This window comes from Pseudomonas sp. DW-iso17 (genome assembly GCF_058725345.1).
In genome coordinates this window covers 1-6,301 of record NZ_JBZXEA010000040.1, presented here as the reverse complement: position 1 = coordinate 6,301, position 6,301 = coordinate 1, and the positions used below count along the sequence as shown (strand labels likewise).

General features: G+C 61.9%; 5 protein-coding genes. 4 read left to right on the top strand and 1 reads right to left on the bottom strand.

Annotated elements, in window-relative coordinates; translation table 11 throughout:
• Positions 1-316: 316 nt before the first annotated feature.
• Entirely contained in the window at positions 317-1,222 is a 906-nt protein-coding gene (locus tag AC4PS6_RS20915; RefSeq protein ID WP_032901906.1) for a LysR family transcriptional regulator, read from the bottom strand.
• Positions 1,223-1,435: 213 nt separating this feature from the next.
• On the opposite strand from AC4PS6_RS20915, the gene AC4PS6_RS20910 reads away from it, so the two are divergent.
• The 4 genes from AC4PS6_RS20910 (at position 1,436) to AC4PS6_RS20895 (ending at position 6,035) form a co-directional block, all read left to right on the top strand.
• Positions 1,436-2,047, top strand: coding sequence for a cysteine dioxygenase family protein (locus AC4PS6_RS20910; RefSeq protein WP_032901907.1), 612 nt, complete (start codon positions 1,436-1,438; stop codon positions 2,045-2,047).
• Positions 2,044-3,627, top strand: a complete 1,584-nt coding sequence (locus tag AC4PS6_RS20905) for a rhodanese-related sulfurtransferase (protein WP_020302881.1) — start codon at positions 2,044-2,046, stop codon at positions 3,625-3,627. Before AC4PS6_RS20910 ends, AC4PS6_RS20905 begins: the two co-directional genes overlap by 4 nt.
• A gap of 82 nt (positions 3,628-3,709) precedes the next feature.
• Complete coding sequence (locus AC4PS6_RS20900) at positions 3,710-4,684, top strand: ABC transporter substrate-binding protein (protein WP_020302880.1); 975 nt, start codon at positions 3,710-3,712, stop codon at positions 4,682-4,684.
• 10 nt (positions 4,685-4,694) lie between these two features.
• Entirely contained in the window at positions 4,695-6,035 is a 1,341-nt protein-coding gene (locus AC4PS6_RS20895; RefSeq protein ID WP_336826264.1) for an LLM class flavin-dependent oxidoreductase, read from the top strand.
• The last annotated feature ends 266 nt before the right edge of the window (positions 6,036-6,301 follow it).

The following is a 6,301-nucleotide window of genomic DNA, read 5'->3' as shown; positions in this document are numbered from 1 at the left end:
ACCGAGCCCAAGCGAGGTGCCGAGTGGTGGGGCAAGAGCGTTTTGCTTACTTTTGTCTGGGCCGGCATTCCGGCTTTTCAAAAGTGAGCCGCTGTAAAAGCGGAACCCTAAGTGGCCGTTACCGCAGGAATGGATATGTACTCGGTATAACTGTATCGACTGTCAGGCCGCTATCGCAGGCAAGCCAGCTCCCACAGTTGGATTGCGGGGGTGTCTGGTAGGTAAATGTCGGCTGTCAGGCCGTCATCGCAGGCAAGCCAGCTCCCACATTGGGTTCGCCGGGGGGTCAGGTGGATAAGCGTCGGCTGGCAGAGCGTCAGGCAGCGCTGCGGATCTTGTGCAAAGCGTCTGCCACCCATTGACCAAAAGCATCCACCGGCCCTTGCAGGTTGCCGAGAAAATGCGGATAGATCAGCCACAAATCCATCACCGGCTTGAAGTCCTTGAGGGGCATCGCCGCCAACTGCTCGCGATGAGCACTGCGTTCCAGCAACGGACGTGGCACTAGGCCAAGGCCGAGGCCGTCGGCCACCAGGCCCAGTTGCAGTTCAGTGCCAAAGGTTTCCAGGTTTACCCGCAGCGCCAGGCCCTGGTCAGACAAGGTGCGCTGCAACCCCGCACGGAACCCGCAGCCGTCCGGGTTGAGAATCCAACCGCTCTGGTACACGTCCGCCAGCTTGCAAGGCTTCTTCGGCAATTGCGCCTTGGCACAGACCACCACCAACTCCATCTTGCCGATGGACTCACCGATCAAGTTGTCCGGGAAGATCTTGCCCGCGGGGAACAACGCCACCGCCGCATCCAGTTCGCCGCGTTCGATCTTGCCGACCAATTGGCTGCCCCAGCCGGTGGCAACCTGGGCACGCAAGTCGGCGTATTCGCTGCGCAGGTGCTTGAGTGCGTCCAGCAGCACCACATCGCCGATGGTCTGCGGTACGCCCAGGCGCAGCACGCCGGTAGGCGGTGCATCGGTGGCCACCAGTTCGCGCAGGGCATCCATCTCGCGCAGGATCAACCGGCATTGCTCATAGACACGCGTACCGATCAGCGTTGGCTTGAGGGGCTTGGTGTTGCGGTCGAACAGTTCCACTCCCAGAGCCTGCTCGAAGTTCTGCACGCGGCGGGTGATGGCTGGCTGGGTCAGCTGCAACGACGCGGCGGCATGGCTGATGGACTGGCAACGAATCACTTCGACAAAGGCATCGATATCGTCAATTTTCATTTGGGCCGCACATACAGATCAGTCATTAAGATGTGCGTGAAGCATAGTGGCCGCACACAGGTCTGGATAGCCCAGCCAGTGATCAATAACGTCTAACCCTATTCAAACCGGTTCTAAATTACCTCCGGCTATAAGCTAATCATTAAAAAATAGCATATTAAAAACAAACATTATGCTTAGATAAAAATACACCAACAGCCCGATGGAATGGTCATGACCCAGGCCCGACACCCCGAGAGACTCAGAGCCTTCATAGGCGCCCTGGCGGAATTGATCGACGGCAACCCGCGTGAAGGCGACCTGCTGCACCGTGGCGGCAAGTTGCTGGCGCAATTGGTCAGCCACGATGATTGGCTGCCCGACGAATTCGCCCAGCCCGACCCCGAGCGCTACCAGCAATTCTTGCTACATGCCGATTCGCGCCAGCGATTCAGCGTGGTCAGCTTTGTGTGGGGGCCAGGGCAACGCACGCCGATTCATGACCACCGGGTGTGGGGGCTGATCGGTATGTTGCGCGGCGCGGAGGTTTCCCAGGGGTTTGCCCGGGCACCGGGCGGCAGCCTGGTAGCGCAAGGCGAACCCGTGCAATTGCTGCCGGGCCAGGTCGAGGCGGTGTCGCCCAAAGTCGGCGATATCCATCAGGTCAGCAATGCCCACGGCGACCAAGTGTCCATCAGCATCCACGTATACGGCGCCAATATCGGCGCGGTGCGCCGGGCGGTGTATCAACCCGACGGCAGCGAGAAACTGTTTATCTCCGGTTATTCCAACGCCTATCTCCCGAACATCTGGGACCTGTCCAAAGAAAAGAGCCCTGCCCTATGACCACCCTATCGACCCGCAGCTTTGCGCAGATTCGCCAGGCCCTGTTGGCACGCGAAGAAGTCGCGCTGATCGACGTACGCGAAGAAGCGCCCTTTGCCGAGGCCCACCCTCTGTTCGCCGCGAATATCCCTTTGTCCAAGCTTGAACTGGAGGTGTACGCGCGCATTCCACGCCGCGATACCCAGGTCACCCTGTACGACAACGGCGAAGGGCTGGCCCAGCGCGCCGCCGAACACCTGGTTGCACTGGGCTACACCCAGGTCAGCCTGCTGGAGGATGGGCTGGACGGTTGGCGTCGGGCCGGTGGCGAGCTGTTTATCGACGTCAATGTACCCAGCAAGGCGTTTGGCGAACTGGTGGAGAACCAGCGTCACACGCCGTCCCTGGCCGCCGAAGAGGTCCAGGCCCTGCTCGACAGCCAGGCCGATGTGGTGGTGCTCGATGCGCGCCGTTTCGACGAATACCAGACCATGAGCATCCCCACCGGCATCAGTGTGCCGGGGGCCGAGTTGGTGTTGCGCGCCCGTGAGCTGGCGCCCGATCCAGCCACGCGCATCATCGTCAATTGCGCCGGGCGCACCCGCAGCATTATCGGCACCCAGTCGTTGATCAACGCCGGCCTCCCCAACCCGGTGGCAGCCCTGCGCAACGGCACCATCGGCTGGACCTTGGCCGGGCAGACCCTCGCCCATGGCCAGGCGCGCCGCTTTGCGCCGACCTCGGAAAACCATCGCCAGCTCGCCGCCCAAAAGGCACGTGGTGTTGCCGATAAAGCCGGGGTCAAGCGTGCGACGCTCAATGACCTGCACCGCTGGCAACAGGACGCGACCCGCACCACCTACCTGTTCGATGTGCGCACCGTAGAAGAATTCGAAGCCGGCCACCTGCCGGGCGCCCGTGCCACCCCGGGCGGGCAACTGGTGCAGGAAACCGACCACGTTGCCAGTGTGCGCGGTGCGCGCCTGGTCCTGGTGGACGACGACGGTGTGCGCGCCAATATGTCCGCGTCGTGGCTGGCCCAGTTGGGCTGGCAGGTGTACGTATTGGATGACCTGCAAGCGGAGCACTTCAGCGAGCGCGGCGCATGGGTCGCGCCAGTACCGCCGCCGCCCCAGGCCGAACTGATCAGCCCCCATACCCTTGCCGACTGGCTCGGCCATGGCGACACGCAGGTGCTGGACTTCACGGCCAGCGCCAACTACGTGAAACGTCATATCCCCGGCGCCTGGTGGGTGCTGCGCGCGCAACTGCCCGAGGCCCTGAGCAAGGTACCGAGCGCCCAGCGCTATGTGTTGACCTGCGGCAGCAGCCAACTGGCGCGCCTGGCCGTGCCGGAAGTCGAGGCCCTCACCGGCAAGCCGGTCTTTTTGCTGCAGGACGGCACGGCCGGCTGGATCCAAGCGCAACTGCCCCTTGAGTCAGGCGAAAGCCACCTGGCGTCCCCGCGTATCGACCGCTACCGCCGCCCTTACGAAGGCACCGACAACCCTCGGGAAGCCATGCAGGCTTACCTGGATTGGGAGTTCGGCCTCGTGGAACAACTGGCCCGCGACGGCACCCATGGCTTCTACGTGATCTGATTCACCGCTGCATCGTTTCGCTCAACCGACCCCTTCTCCAGGCGGAGGTACTTTCCTTTAACTAACGCCTGGAGTTTTTCCCATGCTGTACGCCATTCCATTCAAACGCCTGTTGCTGGGCGCTGCCCTCGCCCTCGGCCTGCTTTCCACCGTCCAGGCTGGCGACCTGCAACCGCTGCGCGTGGCCAACCAGAAATCCACGATCAAGGCGCTGCTGGAAGCCTCGGGCGAAAGCCAGAACGTGCCCTACGAGATCAAATGGTCGGAATTCCCCTCGGCCTCGCCCCTGGGCGAAGCGCTGAATGCCGGTGCTGTGGATGTCGGCGCCCTGGGCGATGCCCCTTATGTGTTCGCCCTCGGCGCCGGTGCCTCGATCAAGGTGATCAGCATCATCCATGCCGAAGGCCGTAACACCACGGCGCTGCTGGTGCCCAAGGATTCACCGATCAAGACCGCGGCCGACCTCAAGGGCAAGAAGATCGTCACCGGGCGCGGCTCCATCGGGCACTACCTGGCGATCAAGGCCCTGAACGATGCCGGGCTGACCACCCAGGATGTGCAGTTCATCTTCCTGCTGCCCGCCGAGTCCCGGTTGGTACTCGACAACGGCACCGCCGATGCCTGGGCGACGTGGGACCCTTACACCACCGTGGTCACCTCACAGAGCAATGCTCGCGTGCTGGTGAGCGGCAAGCACCTGCTGAGCAATCATCTGTACTTCGCCGCTACCGGCCAGGCCATTGCCGACAAACGTGTGCAACTGGACGACTTTGTCGCCCGCATTGATCGCGCCTACGCCTGGGCCAATACCCATCCCGAGCAATACGCCGCTGCCCAAGCCAAGATCACTGGCCTGCCACTGGCCGTGCATATCGAAGTGGCCAAGGACACCCATCTTTCCCCGGTCACGATTGACGATACGGTGATCCATGGCCTGCAAGCCACCGCCGACACCTATGTAAAAGAAGGCCTGCTGAGCAAACACATCGACGTCTCCCAGGGCTTCGATTCCAGCTTCAACGCCAAGCGTATCCCCCTCGAACAAGCCTCGCGCTAAGGAGCAGAACATGAGCAAGCCACGTCAATTGAAACTCGGTGCCATGGTGCACGGTGTCGGCCACGGTTGGGGCGAATGGCGCCACCCGCAGGCACAACCCGACGCCAGCACCAATTTCGGCTTCTACAAGCAGCAGACCGCACTGGCCGAAGCCGCCCGGTTCGACTTCGTGTTCATCGCCGACAGCCTGCATATCCACCCCAAGTCCAGCCCCCATTACCTCAACCGTTTCGAGCCGCTGACGATCCTCTCGGCCTTGGCCGCGCTGACCACTCACATCGGCCTGGTCGCCACCGTGACCGTCAGTTACACCGAGCCTTACCAGGTAGCACGCCAGTTCGCCTCCCTGGACCACATCAGCGGCGGCCGCGCTGGCTGGAACGTAGTCACCTCGTGGCTGAGCGGCACCGCCGATAATTTCGGCAAGGCCGAACACCCGCCCCACGCCGTGCGTTACCGCATCGCCAAGGAGCATTTGAATGTGGTCAAGGGCCTATGGGATTCCTGGGAGGACGATGCCTTTGCCTATAACAAACACAGCGGCGAATTCTTCACCCCAGGCAAGTTGCATGCGCTTAACCACAAGGGCGAGTTCTTCTCGGTCAAAGGCCCGCTGAACATCGCGCGTTCGCGCCAGGGCCAACCGGTGATTTTCCAGGCGGGCACTTCGCAGGATGGGCGTAACTTTGCCGCTGAAAACGCCGATGCGATTTTTGTGCACGTGGAAACTATCGACGAGGCCAAGGCCTACAGCGCCGATTTGAAACGCCGCGCCAAGGGCTTTGGCCGCGACCCGGACAGCCTGTCGATCCTGCCGGGTATCCGCCCGATTGTCGGGCTCGATGCCGCCGAAGTGGAAAGCCGCTACCAGCAAGCCGTGGCGCTGGTCACTGTGGAGGACGCCATCGTCGCCCTCGGCCGACCGTTCAACGACCATGATTTCAGCCAGTACCCGCTGGATGCGCCCTTTCCCGAACTGGGCGACCTGGGCGCCAACAGCCAGAAAGGTGGCTCCGAGCGTATCAAGCAACTGGCCCGTGACGAAGGCCTGACCCTGCGCGAAGTAGCCCTGCGTTTCTCACGGCCCCTGCGCGACTTTGTCGGCACCCCGCAACAGGTCGCGGATGCGATCCAAACCTGGTTCGAGAGCGGTGCCAGCGATGGTTTCATTATCAATTCGGTACTGCCGGATGGCTTGCAGTATTTCACTGAGTGGGTGGTGCCGGTGCTTCAACAGCGGGGGTTGTTTCGTACCGAGTACAGCGGCCGAACATTGCGCGACAACCTCGGCCTGGAAGTGCCAGCGAACCGCTACAGCGTGATCGAACCCCACGAGAAAGCGCTGGCCTGAACACATTCCACTGTGAGAGCGGGCTTGCCCGCGAAGGCGGTGTGTCAGTCACTGAATCTTCAACCGGACCACCGCTTTCGCAGGCAAGCCAGCTCCCACATTGGTCATGTATTGCCCACAAAATCAGCGCCTGGCACAGATCCCCTGTGGGAGCGGGCTTGCCCGCGAAGGCGGTGTGTCAGTCACTGAATATTCAACTGAGCCACCGCTTTCGCAGGCAAGCCAGCTCCCACACTAGTCATGCATTGCCCACAAAAAATCAGCGC